At 58.1% G+C, this 21,413-nt stretch carries 13 protein-coding genes and 8 pseudogenes; 19 read left to right on the top strand and 2 right to left on the bottom strand.

The window, feature by feature from the left end; translation table 11 throughout:
• The 11 genes and pseudogenes from IVA78_RS16410 to IVA78_RS16360 all read left to right on the top strand — a co-directional run.
• Window positions 1-118 (top strand): annotated as a pseudogene (locus IVA78_RS16410) (electron transfer flavoprotein subunit alpha/FixB family protein); the annotation flags it as partial.
• A gap of 109 nt (window positions 119-227) precedes the next feature.
• On the top strand, window positions 228-701 hold the full coding sequence (locus IVA78_RS16405; RefSeq protein WP_247466549.1) for a PaaI family thioesterase: 474 nt from the start codon (window positions 228-230) through the stop codon (window positions 699-701).
• A gap of 444 nt (window positions 702-1,145) precedes the next feature.
• Entirely contained in the window at window positions 1,146-2,738 is a 1,593-nt protein-coding gene (locus IVA78_RS16400; RefSeq protein ID WP_247466547.1) for a GMC family oxidoreductase N-terminal domain-containing protein, read from the top strand.
• Window positions 2,739-2,881: 143 nt separating this feature from the next.
• Complete coding sequence (locus tag IVA78_RS16395; protein ID WP_247466544.1) at window positions 2,882-3,868, top strand: Gfo/Idh/MocA family oxidoreductase; 987 nt, start codon at window positions 2,882-2,884, stop codon at window positions 3,866-3,868.
• Between the two features lie 576 nt (window positions 3,869-4,444).
• Window positions 4,445-6,106: a GMC family oxidoreductase N-terminal domain-containing protein gene (locus tag IVA78_RS16390; RefSeq protein ID WP_247466541.1), complete on the top strand. Its 1,662-nt coding sequence runs from the start codon at window positions 4,445-4,447 to the stop codon at window positions 6,104-6,106.
• A 319-nt stretch (window positions 6,107-6,425) separates the two neighbouring features.
• Window positions 6,426-8,600, top strand: coding sequence for a thiamine pyrophosphate-dependent enzyme (locus IVA78_RS16385; RefSeq protein ID WP_247466538.1), 2,175 nt, complete (start codon window positions 6,426-6,428; stop codon window positions 8,598-8,600).
• An 83-nt stretch (window positions 8,601-8,683) separates the two neighbouring features.
• The gene (locus IVA78_RS16380) at window positions 8,684-9,946 is read left to right on the top strand and encodes a dihydrolipoamide acetyltransferase family protein (RefSeq protein WP_247466534.1); all 1,263 of its coding nucleotides are present in this window, start codon (window positions 8,684-8,686) and stop codon (window positions 9,944-9,946) included.
• Between the two features lie 15 nt (window positions 9,947-9,961).
• A pseudogene (locus IVA78_RS16375) lies at window positions 9,962-10,824 on the top strand (FAD-dependent oxidoreductase); the annotation flags it as partial.
• Window positions 10,825-11,400: 576 nt separating this feature from the next.
• Window positions 11,401-11,750 (top strand): annotated as a pseudogene (gene tnpB, locus IVA78_RS16370) (IS66 family insertion sequence element accessory protein TnpB).
• A 98-nt stretch (window positions 11,751-11,848) separates the two neighbouring features.
• Window positions 11,849-12,061, top strand: a pseudogene (locus IVA78_RS34585) (transposase); the annotation flags it as partial.
• 60 nt (window positions 12,062-12,121) lie between these two features.
• Window positions 12,122-12,469 (top strand): annotated as a pseudogene (locus tag IVA78_RS16360) (transposase); the annotation flags it as partial.
• 49 nt (window positions 12,470-12,518) lie between these two features.
• On the opposite strand, the gene IVA78_RS16355 reads toward IVA78_RS16360, so the two are convergent.
• Window positions 12,519-12,971, bottom strand: coding sequence for a hypothetical protein (locus IVA78_RS16355; RefSeq protein ID WP_247466531.1), 453 nt, complete (start codon window positions 12,969-12,971; stop codon window positions 12,519-12,521).
• 63 nt (window positions 12,972-13,034) lie between these two features.
• Here IVA78_RS16355 and IVA78_RS16350 point away from each other — a divergent pair.
• The 8 genes and pseudogenes from IVA78_RS16350 to IVA78_RS16315 form a co-directional block, all read left to right on the top strand.
• Window positions 13,035-13,184, top strand: a pseudogene (locus IVA78_RS16350) (dihydrolipoyl dehydrogenase); the annotation flags it as partial.
• 419 nt (window positions 13,185-13,603) lie between these two features.
• Window positions 13,604-14,614, top strand: coding sequence for a sterol desaturase family protein (locus tag IVA78_RS16345; RefSeq protein ID WP_247466529.1), 1,011 nt, complete (start codon window positions 13,604-13,606; stop codon window positions 14,612-14,614).
• Window positions 14,615-14,773: 159 nt separating this feature from the next.
• A complete protein-coding gene (locus tag IVA78_RS16340) occupies window positions 14,774-15,073 on the top strand; it encodes a Rieske 2Fe-2S domain-containing protein (protein ID WP_247466527.1) in 300 nt (99 codons plus the stop codon).
• Between the two features lie 27 nt (window positions 15,074-15,100).
• Complete coding sequence (locus tag IVA78_RS16335; protein WP_247466524.1) at window positions 15,101-15,967, top strand: sugar phosphate isomerase/epimerase; 867 nt, start codon at window positions 15,101-15,103, stop codon at window positions 15,965-15,967.
• A gap of 5 nt (window positions 15,968-15,972) precedes the next feature.
• Window positions 15,973-17,223: an FAD-dependent oxidoreductase gene (locus IVA78_RS16330; RefSeq protein WP_247466521.1), complete on the top strand. Its 1,251-nt coding sequence runs from the start codon at window positions 15,973-15,975 to the stop codon at window positions 17,221-17,223.
• 113 nt (window positions 17,224-17,336) lie between these two features.
• Window positions 17,337-18,704 (top strand): GMC family oxidoreductase N-terminal domain-containing protein, encoded by a 1,368-nt coding sequence (locus IVA78_RS16325; RefSeq protein WP_247466517.1) that lies wholly within the window; start codon window positions 17,337-17,339, stop codon window positions 18,702-18,704.
• 82 nt (window positions 18,705-18,786) lie between these two features.
• Window positions 18,787-19,748, top strand: a protein-coding gene (locus IVA78_RS16320) for an IS630 family transposase (RefSeq protein ID WP_247466516.1) whose coding sequence is annotated in 2 segments (ribosomal slippage) — window positions 18,787-19,126 and window positions 19,126-19,748 — 963 coding nt in all. Because the reading frame shifts where the segments join, the coding sequence is not laid out codon by codon here.
• Window positions 19,745-20,029: pseudogene (locus IVA78_RS16315) on the top strand (GMC oxidoreductase); the annotation flags it as partial. The gene IVA78_RS16320 and the pseudogene IVA78_RS16315, both read left to right, overlap by 4 nt.
• A gap of 645 nt (window positions 20,030-20,674) precedes the next feature.
• Here IVA78_RS16315 and IVA78_RS16310 read toward each other — a convergent pair.
• Window positions 20,675-21,413: pseudogene (locus IVA78_RS16310) on the bottom strand (transposase); the annotation flags it as partial.

The raw sequence follows: 21,413 nt of genomic DNA, 5'->3' as shown, positions 1-21,413 counted from the left end.
GGTGATCGTCGCGATCAACAAGGACGAGGACGCGCCGATCTTCCAGGTCGCCGATTACGGCCTGGTGGCGGACCTCTACCAAGCGGTTCCGGAGCTGACCGAAGAAATCGGAAAGTAGGTGAGGTTCGGACGACCAGCCGGAGGCGATTACGGTCGGCTCGAGAAACGCGCTCACCCGTCGCGTCAGGCAAACCGCGCAGATCAGAATTTGAACTCCTGGTGCCCAAATGCAGGACTTGAACGACATCAAAAAATCAGCCGCATTCAACATTCATGAAGCTACGGACGGTGAGTTCAAAGGCTGGCGCACTTGGACGTCCGATACGTTCTTGAACGACACAGGCCCTTTTTGGCATCGAGTAGAGGCTAATGGAGCAGTACGCTGCGCGTTTCGCGTGCAGAACAAGCACCTCAACGGGTTCGGGAATGTCCATGGAGGCTGCGTCATGGTCTTTGTTGACTACTGTGTATTTGCGATTGCAAACCCGGTGCTCAACGGCCCTGGAGTGACTGTTTCTCTCTCTGGCGAGTTCCTTGGTGCTGCGCGCGAGGGTGAGCTAATCGAAGCAAGCGGCGAGGTGACTCACGCCGGTGGTTCGCTCATCTTCGTCCGCGGCGAGCTGAAAGCAGGCGATCGGCGGTTATTCACTTTCTCGGGCACAATCAAGCGGATCAGGTCTATCCAGACGGAGTGCCGTTAAAGCCTGATTGTGGTGCGACCTTCCCGCTCAGGCAAGCTTGAATGCCGAAGCAGGTCTGTTGGCTGCATGATGCGGGATAGGTCCGGATAGAGGCGTTGCCGCCGTGAGATCAACGAGTGATCAGTGGGCTCGCCTACGTGCTTTGCAATCGTAACACGTTGGCAGGATTGCCTAGGTGGCTTGCGGCCGGCACACGAAGATTCACCATCGCTTACAATTGTCGGAGGCGTGAGGCTCGTTCATTTCACGCCGCCCCAAGGCCGCCGAACAGCGGGACGGATCACAATGTGCGACGTTCGGCACCGCAGCAACTGCCAGCCGAACGGTCCCCCGCCTGGTCCAAACAGACGGGCAATGAAACGCACAGTCCGTATTGACAATTTTTGGATCATATGATCCATATCTCTTCTGGCTTGGTCGCGAAGCCGAAGAGTTGGAGCGCGCGTGCAATCAGAGTTCGATTACATCGTGGTGGGCTCGGGTTCGGGCGGGAGCGTCGTAGCCTCTAGGTTGTCTGACGATCCAAACTTGTCGGTGCTTCTGGTGGAGGCCGGCGGATCGGACAAATCACTGAAGATCGTTATGCCAGGCCTCGCGAGTTCGGTCTTTGGAGATCCGAAGTATGACTGGTGCCTCACTGCGGAGCCAGATCAAACGCGAGCTGGACAGCGGGACTACATGCCTCGCGGGAAAGTTCTCGGGGGAACGAGCGCGATTAACGCAATGTGCTTTCTCCGCGGCAGCGTCGAAGATTTTGATGATTGGGCTTCACTCGGCAATGAGGACTGGGGCTACCAGAGCGTTCTTCCCTATTTTCGTAAGATGGAAAGATATGAGGGTGGGGAAAACTCGACGCGCGGCAATACTGGCCCGCAGCCCGTGTCGTTCCTGAGGTCCGCGCATGGGATGTCAAAGATTTTCTTGGAAGCATGCGTCGGTCACGGAGCCAAGCATATAAGCGACCTCAACAACGGCGAGTACGAAGGGGTAGGCTTTCCACAGGTGTCGCAACTCAACGGGTCGCGCTATAGCGCGGCACGCTCATTCGTCCGGCGCGCGGTCAAACGTAAAAACTTTCGCCTTATGTTGAAGGCGCAAGTTCGACGAGTGCTCTTCGAGAACCGTACGGCGAGGGGTGTCGAAGTTATCAGTGGTGATTGCCGGACCATCTTCACGGCTCGCAAAGGAGTTGTGCTGAGCGCTGGGGTATTCGGCTCGCCGCACATTCTTATGCTCTCGGGCATTGGACCTGCCGCACAGTTGAGCCGCGTAGGCGTCGATGTTCTCGTCGACGCTCCCGGAGTGGGGCGCAATTTACAGGATCACGCTGGCACGCGTCACGTCGTTCGCGTCGACACCAAGACGCTCAACATGATAGTTGGACCCATGGAAAAGTTAGCAGCTGGAGTACGTTGGCTGTTTCTTGGACAAGGGCCAGCGGCAAGCTCTATGACTCAGGTCGTTCTGGCGCGAAAGCTGGATTCCGGCAACCAGCGTTCCCGCTTTCAAGTCCTGTTCACGCCTGGAGCCTATGAGCTCGGTCCAAATGGGCCCCGATTTCTGGATCGGCCTGCGGTCACGGCGATCGTTAACGTTCATCGGCCATACTCTTCTGGCCATCTCAAATTGGCCTCGTCCGATGTTCGTGAACCGCTCACGATTCATCCAAATCTCTTTGCCGATGAGCGCGACGCTGACACTCTCGTTGCCGGGCATAAGATCCTGAGAGAAATTTTCGCCACGGAGCCCCTTCGGTCCCACGTAGTCGAGGAGTTGAGACCTGGTACGTCGCTTCAGAGCGACGATGACTTGAAGACTTTCGTCAAAGAGACGGCGAAGGGAATCTTTCATCCTGCTGGAACTTGCAAGATGGGCGTCGATTCATCGGCTGTCGTTGACAGTCAGCTATCTGTCCACGGTGTACAAAATCTCTACGTGGCCGACGCCTCTGTTATGCCTTTCGTTGTCAGTGCGAACTTAAGCGCAACCTGCATGATGATCGGGGAAAGACTAGCCGAATGGCTGAAGGCTGCTTGAAGCGCGCGCAAGATGCCGAATGGGCCTAATCGATGCCTGGCCAGAGTGATGCGGCACTTCTGGGTTGCTGGTCTCTAAAGCTAATGCTCGTACCGCCGGTACGGCCACAATGGCCGAGTGGCTGTCCTAGAGAGGTCATCAATATGAAACTAGGCATCGTGGGGCTCGGGCAGTGGGGCCAGAAACTTGTACGGGCAATCCAGGAGGATGGAGCCCCCAAGAGCCAGCTTATGCATTTTGTAGCGGGCTATACACGATCACCAGACAAGCACCGACCCTTCGCTCTCCAGGAAAAGCTTCACCTCTTCGATAGTTACCAAGAGTTCCTACGATCGAAGTCTGTCGATGCCGTCGTTATCGCTTCACCTCATAGTGAGCATGTCGATCAGATCCGCGAGGCGGCAGAGGCCGGCTTGCACATCTTCGTCGAGAAACCGCTAGCGCTGGATGTTGCTGGGGCCTTGAAAGCCATAGACGCAGCTCGGAATGCCCGAAAGCAACTGGCGGTCGGGTTCAATCGCAGGTTCCTGCCGGCGTACGCGCGCTTGAAAGAGATTCTCGACCGCGCTCAGCTCGGGCGTGTCCTGCATTTGGAGGGTAATTTCTCGGCACCACAAGGCCTTCATTTCTCGCCGACAGATTGGCGGGCACACCATTCCGAAACTCCCGCCGGTGGGATGACGCTGATGGGTATTCACATCTTGGATGCGATGATTGGTCTCGCTGGGCCCATATCCGGCGTAAGAGCAAGGTCAAGAAAGCAGTTCCTCCAGATCGATATGGACGATACAACCGATGCCCAGCTGGAGTTCGCCGGAGGCTCCACCGGCTATCTAAGTACGGTAACGGCAACTGCGCGCAACTGGAGACTGCAGGTGTTTGGAACAGCGGGCTGGGCCGAGATGCAAGGCTATCAGCAGCTCACAGTTGCCACAGTCGGCCAAGATGCGGAAACGACACAGTTTGATGCCGTCGATATGGAGCGCGCAGAACTCGAGGCTTTCGCGAAGTCCGTTTTCGATCGGACCGAGTATCCAGTTCCCCTTGACGATGTAGTGAGGGGCATCGGCGTGCTCGAAGCCGTATTCAAGTCAGTAAGGGAAGATCGTTTCGTCACGGTCGAATTGTAGGGGAAGATCCCGCGCCTTCGCGAATCTGCAAGTTCAAGCGCGTCTGTCGATTGGTATGCTCTGAGCGAGATCCTGCAGGGGCTTATGCGTCGCTCGCCAATGAGAGAAAAGGCGCCGCAATACGGTCCACGCCAAACAATCTGTCATGTTCGACATTCTACTGTCTGGCAGTAGACACAAAGGATTTGGACCAGCATCTGCTGGCGCGCAGCTTCGCGGGGTAACATCGATATGAGTTATCGACACCGTTTTGGAAACCAATGCGAACTATCCGAAGTCCCTTGTTCGACCGAAGTGCAATCGTTGGCACATGCAGACCTTGGGGCAAAGGGCTAAAACTCCGCTAGATCCGACTCGAGCCCAGCGGCCGCGAGGAGGACCAGAGAACCCTGGCTCTGCTCCTTAGGCGGAACAGCACCCTGCTTGCGATTCGGAGCACATGATCCGCTTGTAAACCATTTCGGATTGATCGTTTCGCATCTGCCACGTAAGATGACTTTTGGATTTCGTGGGGCATGCCCGGAAAGCCGTCCACCTGTTGTAATCGCCAGATATCTGAGGGAGGAAATGCAATCCATGCCTAGGTGGGATTACATCATCATCGGCGGCGGCTCTGCCGGATGCGTGCTTGCGAATCGGCTCACAGAGGATGCAGGCACCAAGGTTTTGTTGCTTGAGGCTGGACCTCGCGACCGATCGATATGGATCGATATTCCTGCCGGATTCACGAAGCTTCTGAACCATAAACAATTCGACTGGAAGTTCAGCATGGAGCCTGATGAGAGTATTGGGGGGCGCCGCTCTCCTTCGCCCAGCGGTCGTGGGCTGGGTGGCTGCAGTTCCATTAATGGCATGCTGTATGTGCGCGGCCAGCCGTTGGACTACGACACCTGGGCCGCTCTCGGCAACTCCAACTGGTCATACTCAGATGTCCTACCATACTTCAAAAGATCGGAGAACTACGAGGGAGCGGGAGATGCGTCGCGCGGAAAGGGCGGCCCACTCAACGTGCGCAACACGACCGCGCGCCATGTGCTTTGCGATGCATTCCTTGAGGCGGCCGTGGGAAGCGGATTTGCTCTCAACAATGATTACAACAACGGTCAGCAAGAAGGCTTCGGATATTATCAGGTGTTGATTAAGGGGCGTAAGCGCTGGTCGGCTGCTCGCGCCTACCTGGATCCCGTACGCGGCAGGGGCAATCTGCGCGTGGAAACGGGCGCCCTAGTGAGCCATATCCTGCTTGAAGGCAAACGCGCCGTGGGAGTCGTGTATTCGTTAGACGGGGAGACGCACGAGGCGCGCTGCGGCGGCGAAATCATCGTATGTTGTGGTACGCTCCTGTCGCCCGGGGTGCTGGAAAGGTCAGGTATAGGTCGGCCTGAAATCCTGAAGAAGTACGGATTTGAGGTGCGTCACGAATTGAGGGGGGTCGGCGAAAATTGCGGTAACCACTTCATCGTGGGCACGTCTCATCGCGTAACTCAGCCCATTACGCTAAATGAGCAGACCCGCGGATTGAGCTTACTGCGCGAGGTGGCGCGCTACTATGCGAGCGGCACGGGGGCGCTCTTAGGCACTGCAGGCCCTGTGTTCGGCTTCGTTCGCACGCAACCAGATCTTGCGACGCCGAACGTGCAGATCTTCATGTCGCGCGCTACCTCGTCGGCGCCCTGGCCGCAGATCAAACTTGAACGTGAGCCTGGCATATCCATCTCCATGTATCAATCCAGGCCTGAGTCGCGCGGATCCATTCACATTAAATCCCGATTGCCCGGAACGGAGCCCGCGATCCGACCGAATTTCCTAGCCACGCAGGTGGACCGCGACTGCACCGTCGGCGGGATGCAGATCATTCGCAAGATCATGCGGCATCCCGCCATTGCAAAATATATAGCCTTCGAATTCCGACCTGGCCACAAGGTGCAAACTTACGACGAGTGGCTGGACCACGCACGTCGCACTGGAATCGGAATCTGCCACATCGTCGGAACTTGTAAGATGGGACACGATCCTCTGTCGGTCGTCGATGACCGTCTGCGCGTACATGGCGTGGACGGCCTGCGGGTGATCGATGCCTCGATCATGCCGACTGTACCCTCGGGAAATACCTATGCCTCAACGATCATGATAGCCGAGAAGGGCGCCGACATGATCAAGCAAGATGCCAAAGATGGTGGAGCTCTTCGGCTGCTTGCTAGTTGTCGCTCCGGCTCATCACAGCTTCAGTCATGCTAGATCTTGTGACACAATATTCGTCCATTTCACTAGTCGACGTCGCCTGCTCATTTTTCACCATCTCGGGCGCGGCATGCCCTTGCGCTGTCGTTGCCCAGACAGGTTGTAAGCGCCACGTCGCTTGCGCTGCTCCAGCGTATACCTCGTCGCCAAGCTTCATTCGCCGCGCCACCGATCCTTCGATAAGGCTTCTGTTGTGCGATGAATGTCGAACCGACAAGGCGATTTTTGTGATTAGGCACTGCGCCGCGCCCTCAAGGGACTGGACGCCTGCGTTCACATTGGGCCTTTGCGGCGGCTCTTAAAGGAGAAAACACACGTGGCACATCGGGTAGAACTCAAGCCCTCTGCAGAGTGGTATCGGGTCGAAGTCGACGAAGGCGATTGGGCGAAGTTCGCCCAAGATGATTTGGTCCGCTGGTATAGCCAGATGTTGCTCGTCCGTCGCTTTGAGGAGAAGATCCTCGAACTGGAATCAGCTGGACTCGTCCATGGCCCCGCTCATGCCAGCATCGGCCAGGAGGCTACCGCCGTCGGCGCGATGTCGCTGCTCGGTTCGCATGACCAGATCAATGGCACGCATCGCGCGCACCATCAGGTGCTGGCTAAACTGGTCAATGCTCACCTTCCGCCTGCCTTTAACGTTCGAAAGCAGGACTTCACGCCGGAGATGGACGATACCATTTATCGCTTGATGGCCGAAATTATGGGCTTGTCGCCCGGATATTGTGGCGGGCGCGGCGGGTCGATGCACATGCGTGATCCGGAGTCGGGCGTTACCGGGACCAGCGCGATCGTCGGCGGCAACGTGCCTCATGCAGTAGGCTATGCGCTCGCTGATCACGTCCTTCATCGGAATGGCGTGTCTGTTGCTTTCTTCGGCGACGGAGCCGCTCTCCAGGGAGCCATCTATGAATCCATGAACATCGCTGCGGCTTACAAGCTGCCCGTCATCTTCTTTATCGAAAATAACCTCTATGGTGTTTCAACGCACATCAAGGATGTAACGGGCGAGACCCGGCTCGCGTCGCGAGGACCGATGCTTGGCTTTATGGGCATCGAATGCGACGGCATGGATGTGGTAGCCGTACACGAAGCCATAGATCTTGCGCTAAAGGCAATTCGTAGCGCACGTGGGCCGGTCGTCATCGAAGCGAAATGCTATCGGTTCCTGCATCAAAGCGGGAGCAAGAGAGGAAGCGAGCTCGGCTACCGTACTAAAGAGGAGGAAGACCGATGGCGCGGCCGCGATCCGCTCCGACTGGCCGGCGATCACCTCCGCCGGATGAAGGCGCTGGACGACGACGGGTTTGCTTTGCTCGACGAGCGCGTGACCACCGCGGTCCAGCGGGCCGTCCAGCGGCTCACCGAGAAGATTCCCGGCAGCAACGTGCTTCGCATCCCCGAGCAACTCTGGCCGTCAACATCGTCGGTCGATGAGGGTATTCTCAGCGACGGTAGCGAGTTTAAAGGCGCAAAGTTCAGGGAGCTTGAAGACTACAGGCCAGATGAACTGCAAAAATCTCGGTTCGTCGTCGCCGCGGCGGAAGCCTTGGGCACAGCTATGGAAGCTGACCCGACGGTCGTTGTGATGGGCGAAGACGTTCATAGGTTCCGCGGCGGCGTAAGCGGCTTTACGACAAAGGCTTTGGAAAGATTTCCGGAACGGGTTCTTGCGATGCCAATTGCCGAGAATGGTTTCACGGGTGTCGCGCTCGGTGCTGCACTTCGTGGCCTTCGGCCCATTGTGGAAATCATGTTCGGCGACTTCTGCTTGGTTGCAGCCGATCAGATCTGCAATGCTGTTGCAAAAGTGCGCCACATGTTTGGCGATGGATTCCCGGTACCAATCGTGATGCGCGTGCGCGTGGCGCCACATGGCGGCTATGGTTCGCAACACTCTGGTGACCTGTCGGCACTGTTCCATCTATTTCCCGGATGGCACATATTCTCGCCGACCACGCCGTTCGATTACGTCGGCATGCTCAATACCGCCCTGCGCTCCAATGATCCCGTAATGATCGTTGAGCATGTCGAGTTCTACCAAGAGGAAGGACTCGTGCCCCGTGCCGAGAGGGATTATTGCATTCCGCTTGCCAAAGCGAAGGTGGTCCGACCGGGTTCCACCTGCACTCTGCTTGCCACGTCGGTAATGGTGCCAATGGCCATTAAGGTCGTGCAGGAGACTGGCATAGATGCCGAAATAATCGACTTGCGCAGCTTGGGTCAGCTGAGTACGGACTGGCCGCTCATACTTGGATCGGTCGCCAAGACCAATCGCGTAGTGATCGCCGAGCAGACGACAAACGGTCTTGCTTTAGGCCGGCATTGGATCGCAGAGATCCAATCGCGTGCATTCAATGATCTGGATCACGAGATTCTGCATGTGACAGGCAGCATCGCCGCGCCGGTCGTTTCCGCTCCGCTCAATCGCGCGGCACTCGCCTCGTCCGACCAGCTTCGACAGACTTTGATCACCGTCGCCAACGGCTAACCGGCCTGACGCATCGACATATTGCAGTCGCTGGAGCCGCTTCAACGAGCTGCGCCGGGGCGAAAGACTTGGAGAAACCGCAAATGGCCGTCGATATTGTATTTCCAAAGGTGAGCCTGGAGACGGATATCGGGTCCATCTCACGGTGGCTGGTGGAGGACGGGGCCGCCGTCGCAGAAGGCCAGGTTTTATTTGAGGTCGAGAACGACAAGGCAGCAGTCGAGGTCGAAGCTTCGGCCAGCGGCACGATCAAGCTGTCTTATCCATCCGGGGAGAAAATAAGGGTCGGGCAATCCGTAGCCCGTATTTTTCTGCCGAATGAACCGTTTGTTCAACCCGGCGAACAGCTCGTTGAGAAATCGACATCCACGACAACGCCTGCCTCTACTCCGGATGCTGCGGGTTTAAGCTCAAAGGGCCAGACGCATCGCATCATCGCAACTCCGCTGGCCAGGCGGATTGCCAAGGAGTGGATGATTGATCTTTCGACCGTCGTAGGGAGCGGCCCAAATGAACGTATCCAGAGGCGGGATGTCGAGCAGGCGAAATCAGGGGAGATTCTGAAACCGCCTGCGGCTGCCGGCTCGCCGACGCTCGCGCCGTCCATGTCGGACCAACAGATCCTCGCGCTATTCGAACCTGGCAGCTACGACATTGTGTCGTATGACAGCATGCGTCGCACGATCGCGCAGCGTCTCGCAGCCTCAATGCAAACGGTGCCGCACTTCTATCTCACGATTGACTGCGACGTTGGCAAACTGCTCACCACCCGTGAGGAAGTCAACAAACAAGCGCCAACTGACGCTGACAAGAGGCCGCTCTATAAGCTGTCCGTTAACGACTTCATCATCAAGGCAATGGCACTGGCGTTGCACCGGGTTCCCGATTGCAACGTGAGCTGGCTCGAAAGCGGCCTGATCAAACACAAGCATTCCGATGTTGGGGTGGCCGTGGCGATGCCCGGAGGATTGATTACACCAATCATACGCAAGGCGGAAACCAAATCTCTGTCGGCGATTTCGGGGGAAATGAAGGATTTCGCAGTCCGCGCTCGCACTCGCAAGCTCCGGCCGGAAGAATATCAGGGCGGCACGACTGCGGTGTCAAACCTCGGCATGTGTGGAATTAAGGACTTTACAGCGATTATCAACCCACCGCATGCAAGCATTCTCGCCGTCGGTACCAGCGCGGAGCGCCCAGTGGTGCGCGAAGGAAAACTCGAGATTTCAAGCCTTATGAGCGTGACGCTTTCCTGCGACCATCGCGCAATCGACGGCGCACTCGGCGCCGAGTTGATCAGCGCGTTCAAGCAGCTGATTGAAAATCCCACAATGATGATGGTCTAAACTGAGGCGACATTGATCGCTGATAGATCTTACGACATCATCATCATTGGCTCAGGCCCCGGGGCTATGTGGCCGCTGTTCGTGCGACCCAGCTCTGCCTGAAGACCGTCATCGTCGAGCGCGAACATTTGGGGGCATCTGTCTGAACTGGGGCTGCATTCCGACAAAGGCGCTTCTGCGGGCCGCCGAGATGATGGATCCCGCGAGCCATGTGAAGAACTATAGCTTGATCTTGGATGGTTCCATAAAGCCAGACCTCACGGCCGTGGTGGACCGTTCGCGCGCCATCTCCGCGCGCTTAAATGGCGGAGTCGCGTATCTGATGAAGAAGAACAAGATCGATGTGATCTGGGGCGAAGCCAAGCTGACCAAGCCGAACGAGATCATCGTCGGCAGGTCGTCGAAGACGGTCGTAGAGCCACAGAATCCGGTTCCGAGGGATACATCAGGTGAGGGGACCTATATGGCCAAACACATTATTGTCGCGACTGGGGCGCGGCCACGCGCTATTCCGGTCTCGAGCCAGACGGTAAACTGATTTGGGCTTATTTCGAGACGATGAAGCCCAGCTTCATTCTAAAATCGTTGGTGGTCATCGGCTCGGCCCCGCATGCTTACCCATAAGGCCGAGCACGACGGCGTTGTTTGCGTCGAAAAGATCGCCGGTCTTTCGAACGTTCATCCGATCGAAAAGGATAGAGTGCCCGGATTCACCTATTTTAACCCCAGGTTGCGTCTGTTGGGCTCGGCGAGGCAAGAGCGAAGGCTGAAGGCTGCGAGATCGGATCGGCCGCTTCTCCTTTAACGCTAACGGGAAAGCGATCGCCCTCGGCGAAGAAAATGGGCTCATCAAGAAGATCTTCGACAACAAGACCAGCTAATTGGTTGGAGCTCATGATCGGCGCGGAAGTGATTGAACGTGAGCGTCATCCAGGGACCACGCGCTGAGGGCTGATCTGATCGATTAGGAAGATCCCGTGAACTGAATCATGACGAGGTCTCCCACCATGTCTAAGGTAGTCGTAAGGATAGCGATACGGATAGGCATGCGCCTATCCTCAAGGATTCTGCTGACACGCTGCAGCGTGTCGAGATCATCACCGGGACCGGCCGGCGACGGCGCTGGTCGGCCGATGCGAAGACAGCGATTGTCGCGGAGAGTTTTGCGCCAGGTGCAAGCGTGTCCGCGGTGGCGCGGCGACACGACATCGGCCCAAGCCTGGTGTTTCTGTGGCGTCGTCAGTCAACGCGGGCGAAGGTCGCTGAGCGTGGGTATGGAGAGGTGCCACCTGGCTTTGTGCCGGTTGCGATCACCAGCTGCGGGGGTAAATTGCGGTCGAGCGAAGAGCAGTGGCAATCGAGATCGAGGTCGGCGCGGTCCGCATCCGTGTCAGGGGGACGGTCGACCGGCGGGCGCTGTGCGAGGTGCTGGCGGCAGTCGGGACGGTTGGCCAATGATCGGGCTGCGACCCGGGTTGTCGATCTGGATCGCGACGCAGCCGGTCGATTTTCGTCGCGGCATGGACTCGCTGGCGATGCTGGTGAACGAGGCGTTTGGAGCCGATCCGTTCGACGGCGGACTTTATATCTTCCGCTCCAAGCTCCGAGATCGCGTGAAGATCCTGACCTGGGACGGAAGCGGGCTTGTCCTTTACTACAAGAGAATCGAGGGGCAGTTCACCTGGCCGCGATCAAGGAAGGCGTCATGCCGCTATCTCATGCTCAGCTCTCCGTGCTGCTCGACGGCTCGGACTGGAAGTGTGTGCCGATGCGGGTTGTGGATCAGCCAGCACGAGCTGGTTGATCCGTATCAATAGTAGTTCGTCACTCATGCGGAGTTGTTGTAGAATCACTCTGCATGGGTGATTGCCTTCCGATCCAGCATTGCTCCGACAAACCGTGATGACCCTGTCGTCACGGCTTGCGGCGTTGTCGGCGGAATGCAGCACGCTTTCGGCCGAGCGTGATGCGGCGATCGCCCAACGCGACGCTGCAGTCCAGGAGAACGACAAGCTCCTGATGATCCTGTCCCAGTACAAGCGCACGATCTTCGGTCCCCGCTCCGAGACGCTGGATCCCGGACAGCTGTCTCTCTTCATCACGGCACAGGCGGCTGGTGCCCTCGCCAACGACGACGTGACCGGAGGCAAGCTGCCTGACGGAGCGGACGGCCGTGGAAAAGCCATCCGCTACACCCTCAACCATTGGAACGGCCTGACGCTCTTCATCGATGACGGACGCATTGAAATAGACAACAATACGGTTGAGCGCAGCATCAAGTCGATAGGGCTTGGAAAGAAGAACTATTTGTTCGCGGGCAGCGAAGGCGGCGCCGAGACATGGGCCATTCTCGCGTCGCTCATCAACTCGGCAAAGCGGCAAGATATCGACCCACGGCACTATCTGACCGACGTCCTCGAGCGCATCGTCTCTGGACGCACAAAGATCAATCAGCTGCACACGCTGCTGCCGTGGAATTGGAAGGTCGAGCGCGACGGTTCGGAGGCAAAGCTCGCCGCCTGATCAGTTCGACGGCAGAGCATCTGGAACTTCCTGCGCGTCGCTGGTGTCGTCATAGATTTCGTCTCGGATCACGCGCAGCGTCACCTCGTGTAGATAGACTTGCAGCGCCCTCTCCAGCTGGGGTGAACTCCGGCAACAGGATCTTGTCGACGAAGCCCCGCGACGCGCGGACCATCACCGTGTTGCGTCGCTGGCGGCGGTAACGAAACGGCCGTAGCCCGTACCGGCGGCAAAGCGCCAGAAACAGATGCCGCGACCATTGGTCAGGAAGTGAAAATTGCTGCTCGATCGGGGGGGCGTGACGAGCCAGCTCCTCGACCCGGGCGCGTACCCGCTGCAGCGCAGCTTCCGCCCCAAGGCGCTCACCAGCCGTTCCAGCACCCACGAACAACGCCTCGATCTTCCGAAGCTTCTCGCGCAGCTGAGAATCGCTGGTTAATCTGATGCCCCGTTGCCCGCTCCAACCCGGGATCACCCCATCACCGCTCAACGGCAGCGTCAATCACCCTGACCGCGCAATCCAGAGCATTCCGCGCAAGTCAAGGCCGGGCACGGTGATCCTCCCATGACGCTCACGATTGAACTCATCCTCATTGCGATGAATCTCGAAACGAGCGAAGCACAGCTGATGCAAACCATCTTCCCCCATCCTACGTTGCCAGAGGTTATGAAGGAGAGTGTGCTGGATGCCTATGGGCGGGTCTTGAATGCCTGAAGCAGCGGTTGTCTAAGGCGAATGCCCCTTTTTGAAGAGCTGTAGACGCTCTTGCGGAAGCTATCTACAGAGGTTCATACGAACGGGATTTTTGAAACTCGGCCAGCGACCGCAATGAATTTGGCTCGAGTTTCACCCAGTTTGCTTGCGGAGGAGCAGCCAAGCCAATGACCACTCGGCCCAGCCTGAACTCCTCGTTCGTATCTCGGACCAACGATCGCCTGGGTCGGCCGTGTCGATGTTCGAGAAAATCTCGCACCGGCGGTGCACTTCACCTTTTGCCACCGGAACCAATCAATCCAGATTGACAAACATCGGATCATGCGATCCAATCGTGTCAATTCGCGTTGAAGAGAGCCCGACGGCTCGCTCTGTTCCGCGAGTACTCCCGCGCTACGGCAAAACCAATGGAGAGAGGCGTGGACGACACGTTGTATGGCACACGTGACAAACGGGGGAACTGGACACCCCACAGGCGCCCGAAGTTCGCTCCTGTGTTTGTGTGGCCGGTCCGGCCAAAGGCATTCCTTAGCTGGCTGTTTGGCTATCCGGGATATCTTTGGCCCTTGAATGGGCTCATTTTCGTGGTCTCGCTAGTCGCGTGGGTGTATCTGACACCTCCGCTGGCAACGATGCAGGAATTCAGGGCCGGTTGGATTTCCCTCATTCTCTTGCGAAATGCCGTGCTCACAGTCCTGGTTTATGGCATTTTTCATACTGTGCTCTACATCCAGCGGCGCCAGCAGATTGATTTCAAATACAATCAGCGGTGGCCCGACACGAACAACTCAACTTTCCTGTTCGGAAGCCAGACCGCCGAAAATGTGTTCTGGACGATGTGTAGCGGCGTTCCCGTGTGGACGGCGTACGAGGTCTTCGCGTGGTGGATGTTCGCCAACGGCTACATCCCTTATGTCGATTTCCGAAGCCAACCCGTCTACTTCATCATACTGATGTTGCTCATGCCGATGTGGCGTGAGCTGCACTTCTACTTAATCCACCGCCTGATCCATATGGGCCCTCTCTACCAAGTCATTCACAAGGTGCATCACAACAACGTCAATCCAGGGCCGTGGTCAGGTTTGTCGATGCACACGTTTGAACATATCGTCTACTTTTCCTGCGTTCTGATCAATTTTGTTGTGCCGTCGAATCCGCTGCACGCGATGTTTCAGCTCATGCACGCAGCGCTCGCGCCGGTGAAGGCCCATAACGGCTTCGACCGGATCGTGATGGGCGATGAGAAATACATCGATACGGACAACTACTTTCATTACCTGCACCACAAATACTTTGAGGTGAACTATGGCGAACGGACGATCCCGTTTGACAAATGGTTCGGCACCGCACACGACGGTTCGCCCGAAGCCGACCAGGCAATGTACAAGCGGATGAGGGCGAAAAAGTATGTGCGCGGCGGATTGCATTGATGGTTGTTCGCCTCATACGCGCTCAGCATTCGTCACTGGCGGCCTGGGTGGCGGTAACTGAGTTCTGTCTCTGGGTGCCGGCCAGGATCGCCGTGTCGCGCAGCGCCATCCATCTCGACGGCCCTAACAAAGGAAACGATATTGACTAGTACAGAGTGGGTGGCGGCCTGCGCTACCGACGCGCTGGAACGCGAAGAGGCGCTACGCTTCGATCACGGAGGGCGCACGTTTGTCGTTATTCGCGCCCCGGAAGGGGACTATTTCGCGATCGACGGCCACTGCTCTCACGAAAAGGTCCATCTCGCGGGGGGCATTGTCGATGGTCATATCATCGAATGCCCCAAGCACTTCGGAAATTTCGATTACCGCAGTGGTGAGGCGCGTGCGCTGCCGGCATGCATCGATTTGCGCAGTTACGAGGTGAAGGTCGAGGGCGGCACCGTTTTCATCAAGCTCTGAGCGGCACCAGAGCCGGAAAATACGATAATGTCGAAGCAGCGCTTACTCGTACTACAATCGCTCTGGGCCATGGAGCGGCGGCATCCAGACGGCATCGAGCGCTCCATCGAGCACAATTTGACGATGATCAAAGAAGGGGGGTTCGACGGCATCAGCACGTCGTGCACAGATCCTACGCGTGTGGCCCTGCTTGGGCGTGCCCTGGCCGGGTCCGGGCTTGCTGTCGAGGGCATGTGTTTCCCGCAGACGATCGACAACTTGAAAGCCGCGATCGATCTCGCACAACAACTTGGTGCCTTGCATCTCAACATCCAGCCTGACGTTCGCCCGCGCCGCGTCGCGGACTGCATCCCGCTGCTGGAAGGCTGGATAAGAGTGGCGCAGGATGCCGGGATGCCGATCTATTTCGAGACGCATCGCAACAGGATGACGACAGACCTCCTCTTCACGCTCGATCTTATGGATCAGGTTTCTGAGATGCGCATGCTCGCCGATCTCTCGCACTTCCTGCTGGGCCGCGAATTTTGGTACCCGATCTCCGACGAAGATGAAGCTCTGGTGTGGCAAGTGCTCGACCGCACATGGGCGTTTCATGGCCGCGTTGCTTCACGCGAGCAGATCCAGGTTGAGATCACGTTCCCGCAGCACAAGGTTTGGCTTGATCTGTTCCTACGCTGGTGGGAATACGGCTTCAGAAACTGGCGGAAGCGCGCACGTGCAGATGCGTGTCTTTCCTTCGCATGCGAACTTGGCCCCCAGCCCTATGCCATTACCGATCGGCAAGGTTACGATACGACTGACCGTTGGGAGGAAGCGCTTTTGCTCAAGTCCCTAGTGCGTGATCTGTTCGATTGTACGTCACTCGACGCGCAACCTTCTCTTCAACAAGGTTAGCTCGCTTGGGTAACGAACCCGCAATCGTGATCGTTGGTGCGGGCGAGGCAGGCACGGGCGCTGCGGTCGCTCTGCGCGAGGGCGGCTGGCGGGGCATGGTCGTCCTGATCGGTAACGAAACTATGTTGCCATATGAGCGGCCACCGCTTTCAAAGGCGATGCTGATGGAGGAGACGGCTCCTCGACCCAAGCTGCTCGTGACCCACGAGCGCTTGGCGGCGTTGGAAATTGACTATTTCGCGGGCCGGAACGTCGTGTCGATAGATCGTGCGGCGCACACCGTGACACTCTCGGATGGCGCGCAGCTGGGCTACGAACGGCTGCTGCTGACAACCGGCGCGCGCCCCCGACAATTGAGCATTCCGGTTGCGGCAGCAAGCAGAACAGCGACACTGCGCACGTACACCGACGCATTGTCGATACGACAGGGCATTGGCCAAGGGTGCCAAGTGATCGTCATCGGCGGCGGCTTTATTGGGCTCGAGGCTGCAGCAAGCGCAGCGTTGCGGGGCGCTTCGGTGACCGTGGTCGAGGCCGGCCCGCGGCTGCTGATGCGGGCAGTTCCGCCGCCCATGGCCGAACTCATCAAGGCCACGCACGAACGTTCGGGCGTACGCATTGAGACCGGTGCCACAGTCGAACGCATCGACGTCAACGAAGGACGCGCAGAGGTCGTGCTGGCGGGTGGTCGCACCCATCTTGCCGATCTGGTGCTTGTTGGGGTCGGTGTCGTTCCGAATGTCGAGCTCGCGCAAGCCGCGGGATTGCCGGTCGACAACGGCATCTTGTTGGACGAGACGTTGGCGACTTCCGATCCGCATATCTTCGCGGCAGGCGATTGCTGTTCGTTTCCGCATCGGCTCTACGGGAAGCGGATCAGGCTGGAGGCGTGGCGCAACGCGCAGCGACAGGGAGCGACGGCCGCAGCCAACATGCTGGGCGCGGATCGTCCCTACGAGGAAGTGCCGTGGTTCTGGTCGGACCAGTACGACGAGACGCTCCAAATCGCTGGTCTCTGTAGTGAAGGAGACGTCCCCGTAGCCAGAAATCTCGGCGCAACCGGCCAACTTCTCTTCTACCTCGCCGCGGACGGCCGTTTAGTCGCCGCATGTGGCTTTGGTCGCCTGGGCACAATTGCGAAGGAAATACGCTTCGCCGAGATGATGATCGGCAAGCGGCTTGCTCCTAAGGCGGAGGAGCTCGAAGACCCGACCGTCAGCATTAAATCGCTACTTGTCAAACTCGAGCGATCATAGTCACACCGACAGTTGGGTCGAAGAAGTTATCGGTAATCAAGCTCGGGCGGCGCGACAATCGATTATCAAATCGGCGACTGTCAAGGTAAAAGACATGCAACATCAGTCCGAGCATGTTTACGATTTCATCGTTATCGGTGCTGGCTCTGCTGGCTGCGTTTTGGCTGCGCGATTGTCCGAGTCTGGAGGCCATCGTGTCCTGCTGCTCGAAGCAGGGGGCAGGGATAACAACCCATGGATCCACATCGATCCACATCCCGGCGGGTTTCGCCAAAATCTTCGCAAACCCGCGCGTCAATTGGCTGTCGCAAAGCGAACCCGCACCGAATTTGAACGATCGCATCATGTACCAGCCGAGGGGCAAAGTGCTTGGCGGCACCAGCTCGATCAACGGGATGGTCTACATGAGGGGAAATCGGGCTGATTATGACGAGTGGGTGCAGCGCGGCTGTGAAGGTTGGGGTTTTGATTCCGTCCTGCCGTATTTCCGTAGAGCCGAGGATAACGAACTCGGAGAGGATGATTTTCATAGAATTGGCGGCCCGTTGCATGTCTCTGATCCACCTCGCTGGGAATTGGGGCACTTGCTGCTCAAAGCATGCGTGCAAGCCGGCATTCCTCATAACCCCGATTTTAACGGCGCTGGGCAAGACGGCGCGGGTTATTATCAGACTACGATAAACGCCGGCCGACGTTGGAGTACGGCGGCCGCCTATCTGCGGCCCGCACGGAGTAGAAGTAACCTCATCGTCCTGACGAGAGCCCATGCAACTCGCATACTGATCGTAGATGGCAAAGCAGTTGGCGTTGAATTCCGCACGCGCGATGGGCTCTCGACAGCTTATGCTAATGGAGAGATCATTGTGTCTGCCGGCGTTTTTGGCTCGCCGCAGCTTTTGCTGCTGTCGGGTGTTGGTCCCGGCCAGCATCTGCAGAACATGGGAATCCCAGTTGTTTACCACCTGCGAGGCGTCGGCTCCAATCTGCAAGAGCATTTCCACTTGTCTTGTGCCTGGCGTATCAAACGACCGCTGTCCATGAACGTTCTCCACCGCAGCATTCCACATCAGTTCATGGCGGGATTAAAATACATGCTCCGTCGCAGTGGACCTCTGGCCAGCAGTGGCTTTTATGCTGGTGCCTTTGTGCGAAGCGATCCGAGATTGGAGCGCCCCGACCTGCAGTTGCATTTAATTGCCTGGAGCGGTATGCGGCGCTCTTCCAAAGGGATCATTCCGCATCCGTTCCCGACATTCGGCATTAGCCCGGTGCATTTACGTCCAGAAGGGCGCGGCACAGTGCGGCTGAAAGGCCGCGATCCTCTAGTTCAGCCGGAAATCCGTTTCAACTTCCTATGCAGCGAGTATGACGTTCGGGCGGTTCTTGCCGGCATCCGGCTCGCACGGAAAATCGCCAGCCAAGATGCTCTAAGGGATCTCGTTGCAGAGGAGGTCCTGCCGGGGGAGACCCTAGAGCGTTAGCCCATCGGACTGAATCGCTGGGGATTCACAAATCAGCGTTTTAATGATTCAAGCTTGCCGCCCGGATTGGAGGCCGGCGGGCATGGCGAAGCCGCTGTCGATGGATCTTCGCGACCGTGTGCTTGCCTGTATTGGAGGCGGCGTTTCAGGCCGGCAGGCTGCCGAGCGATTTGGGGTAAGCGCGGCGAGCGTGAGCCGCTGGCGCACGCGCGAACGGGAACAGGGGGATGCTCAGCCAAGAGCTCAGGGCGGCGATCGCAAGTCTCATCGGATTGATGCCCATGAGGCGACGATCGTGGCTTTGCTCGAGGCCTCTCCCGATATCACCATCGAGGAATTGCGTGACAGCTTGAGCAAACAAGGCCTGTCTTTCGGATATGGCACGATCCGCCGTTTCTTCGAGCGCCACAAGATCACGCGTAAAAAAAGACCCCCCATGCCACAGAGCAGGATCGCCCCGATGTCTTGACGCGGCGCCAGGCCTGGCGTGAGAGCCAGGACAAGCTCGATCGGGACCGGCTCGTCTTCATTGACGAGACCTGGGCATCGACCAACATGGCGCGAACACATGGCCGTTGCCAGCGGGGCGAACGCCTGCGGGCCAGCGTTCCTCACGGCCATTGGAAAACGACGACCTGCGTCGCCGCTCTAACCACCCGCGGCATCATCGCACCCTGGGTGCTCGATGGTCCCATCAACCGCGACGCCTTCGAGACCTATGTCGAAAAGGTCCTCGTACCAGAGCTTCCAGCCTTCGCCATCGTCGTCATGGACAACCTCTCCAGCCACAAAGGACCGCGCGTCCGCGAGATGATCGAGGCTGCCGGCGCAACGCTCCTTTACCTTCCGCCTTACAGTCCCGACTTCAACCCGATCGAGAACGCCTTCGCAAAGCTCAAAGCAAATCTGCGAAAGGCCGCCGAACGCACTGTCGGCGGTCTCTGGGATGCCGTCGGGCGCATCATCGACACTTACACGCCCGCGGAATCCTCAAACTACTTCACTGCCGCGGGATACTTGCAACCTGATCGGCTAACGCTCTAGTGACGGATGAGGAATTGGCCGATGACGTGCGCAATCGTGGCGTTGCGACCCTACATCCGGTGGGGACCTGTGCTATGGGGCATGGGCCAGACGCGGTGGTCGATGCGAGGCTGCGTGTGCGCGGGATTGTTGGATTGCGCGTGGTGGATGCGTCAATCATGCCCTCGATCGTCGCCGGCAATACGAATGCGCCAACTATCATGATCGCGGAGAAGGCGTCGGACATGATCTTGGCTGATGTTAGGGCAACAGCGGCTAAGCGCGCCGATATCGCAGGATGACCAGAGCTCTGCAGAGCTGGACGCGACGTTCGGTAAGAAACCAAACGACATCGATAGGGGCATCAAGCTCCAAGGGCCTCGGACGTTTCGAGGCATACCGTTTGTCTTTGGCGACGAAAGTGGCCCGGATGTGCTGGCGCTGCGCCCTGGAGACGCTCCTGTCGACATCACGCTACCAGCGACAGCGGCTACCTACGTGATTTTTGTTCAGGTAGTCACGGATCGTTCACCTACGGCCCCCGATGGCTTCGGGCATATCGGGCCGGCTACACCTCCTAACGCGGGGAATGAACTTGGCGAATTGGTGTCGACCTACTCGCTCCAACATGCCGATGGCAGTGAGATCGACGTGCCCGTGTTGCGGCGCTTCGGATTTCTTGGGGCGCGAGTCCGTTTGGAGCGGTACCAGCAGGGGGCCCGAGCGTAGATGCGACCCATGGCGAAGACTTCGCGCTTGGGGCGAGCGCCAAGTCTAGGCTACGGTTTTGCCGAGTCGCGCGAAGGCGAGCGCCTCGATAACCTTTTTATGCGCTGCCCAACCAGTATCCGGGCAAGGAGATTAAAGGCCTTCGGCTGCGCGCGGAAAAAGAGGGGATGTCCCGATCGCTGTTGAACTGCGTCGGGCTGACGTTGCCGGAATAAATGTTACGCGGCCCTGGTGAGGTGGGCAATGGGCTTGATCGTCATGCGATCGTGGTGAGCTTGATGGGCCGCACGCAGAACCGACAATTGCTTATGCGCCTTCAATCGTCGGAAGCCCTTGTTGGCCTCGATCATGCCGGCCGCGACCCACCGCAAGGCCATACCGGCATCCCGCCAGCGTTTGACGTTGCGCGTGACGCGGCGAATGGTGCCCATCACGTTCTCGGCGATGTTGGTACAGGCGAGCGATCGACGAAGTTCCTTCGGCAGCTTCAACCGGACGACCGTCAGGATTTCGTCGAGGCCTTCGAGGATGCTCGCCGCTACGCCGGGCCATTGCTGGTCGAGTCGACGCGCGAGATTGCGGATCAATTTTTCAGCCTTGTCGGCGTCATCGAGCTCCCAGGGCTGGCGCAGGACCCGACGGGTGGCCGCATGATGCTCTTTCGGCAGGCGTTCCATGATGTTGCGCGCCTTGTGGATCTGGCAGCGCTGGATCGAGCGGCCGAACCGAAGGTGCGGCGGATCGCCTTCGACAACGCCTTCGCGCCGTCGGCGATGAACAGTCTTGGCACCGTCGGGTCGAGCCCGCGCGAGACCAGGTTATCCAGCAGGGCCTGAACCGTTGCGGCATTCTCGGTCGCCCCTTCCACCAGCGCCAGCGGATGCTTGTTGCCTTCGCCGTCAACCCCGATCGCGGCGACCAGCACGAGATCGTCGCCGAGATGCAGCCCGTCGATTT

The organism is Bradyrhizobium sp. 137, assembly GCF_023074095.1.
Classification (GTDB): domain Bacteria; phylum Pseudomonadota; class Alphaproteobacteria; order Rhizobiales; family Xanthobacteraceae; genus Bradyrhizobium.
Note: the sequence above shows the minus strand (reverse complement) of the source record. Positions and strands in the feature narration are given on the sequence as shown.

Excerpts from the sequence above, each read along its gene's own strand:
- IVA78_RS16405 (WP_247466549.1), top strand. The coding sequence starts at position 228 with ATGCAGGACTTGAACGACATCAAAAAATCAGCCGCATTCAACATTCAT.
- IVA78_RS16395 (WP_247466544.1), top strand. The coding sequence starts at position 2,882 with ATGAAACTAGGCATCGTGGGGCTCGGGCAGTGGGGCCAGAAACTTGTA.
- IVA78_RS16380 (WP_247466534.1), top strand. The coding sequence starts at position 8,684 with ATGGCCGTCGATATTGTATTTCCAAAGGTGAGCCTGGAGACGGATATC.
- IVA78_RS16335 (WP_247466524.1), top strand. The coding sequence starts at position 15,101 with ATGTCGAAGCAGCGCTTACTCGTACTACAATCGCTCTGGGCCATGGAG.
- IVA78_RS16390 (WP_247466541.1), top strand. The coding sequence starts at position 4,445 with ATGCCTAGGTGGGATTACATCATCATCGGCGGCGGCTCTGCCGGATGC.
- IVA78_RS16325 (WP_247466517.1), top strand. The coding sequence starts at position 17,337 with ATGTTTACGATTTCATCGTTATCGGTGCTGGCTCTGCTGGCTGCGTTT.